The sequence below is a fragment of the Streptomyces sp. NPDC026522 genome, assembly GCF_055567555.1.
Window position 1 is genome coordinate 2,793 of sequence record NZ_JBVHQF010000007.1, and the last position, 903, is coordinate 3,695.

1 pseudogene is annotated in these 903 nt (G+C 73.4%); it reads left to right on the forward strand.

Going from position 1 to position 903, the window contains the following annotated elements:
• Positions 1-903 (forward strand): annotated as a pseudogene (locus tag ACZ4M3_RS18970) (hypothetical protein); the annotation flags it as partial.

The following is a 903-nucleotide window of genomic DNA, read 5'->3' on the forward strand; positions in this document are numbered from 1 at the left end:
ACCCTGACTGCCCTGCGCACCGGGACCGCCCTGACTGCCCTGAGCTCCCGCACCGCCTTCACCACCCTGAAAACCCTGCGCCCCCGCATCACCCTGACTGCCCTGCGCACCGGGACCGCCCTGACTGCCCTGAGCTCCCGCACCGCCTTCACCACCCTGAAAGCCCTGCGCCCCCGCATCACCCTGGCTGCCCTGCGCACCGGGGCCGCCCTGACTGCCCTGGCTGCCGACATCGCCCTGGCTGCCCTGACTTCCTTGCGTTCCCGCGTCACCTTGGCTGCCCTGACTGCCGGGGCCGCCCTGGCTGCCCTGGCTGCCGACATCGCCCTGGCTGCCCTGACTTCCTTGCGTTCCCGCGTCACCTTGGCTGCCCTGCGCACCGGAGCCGCCCTGGCTGCCCTGGACTCCGGCGCCGCCCTGGAATCCCTGGCTGCCCTGGAATCCCTGGCTGCCCTGGTCCCCTTGGGCGCCCGTGCCGCCCTGCACTCCCTGACTGCCTTGGCTGCCCTGGAACCCCTGGGGGCCGGTGCTGCCCTGGCTGCCCTGCGGGCCGGCTCCCGAACCACCCGGGCTGCCCTGCGCACCCTGGAAACCCTGCGGGCCGATACCACCCTGGGTACCCTGCACACCGGCGCCGCCCTGGACACCCGGACCACCCTGGGTGCCAGGGACGCCCTGGGATCCTGGTGTGCCGGTGTCGCCCTGAAACCCCTGACCGCCTTGGCTGCCCTGGGTTCCGGTCCCGCCTTGATTGCCCTGATTGCCCTGGCTGCCGAGCCCGCCCTGACTGCCCTGCGAGCCCGTACTGCCCTGGTTGCCCTGCGCCCCGGCACCGCCCTGGCTGCCCTGGCTGCCCTGGGTCCCGGCAGTCCCCTGACTTCCCTGCGCCCCGGCGTCTCCCTG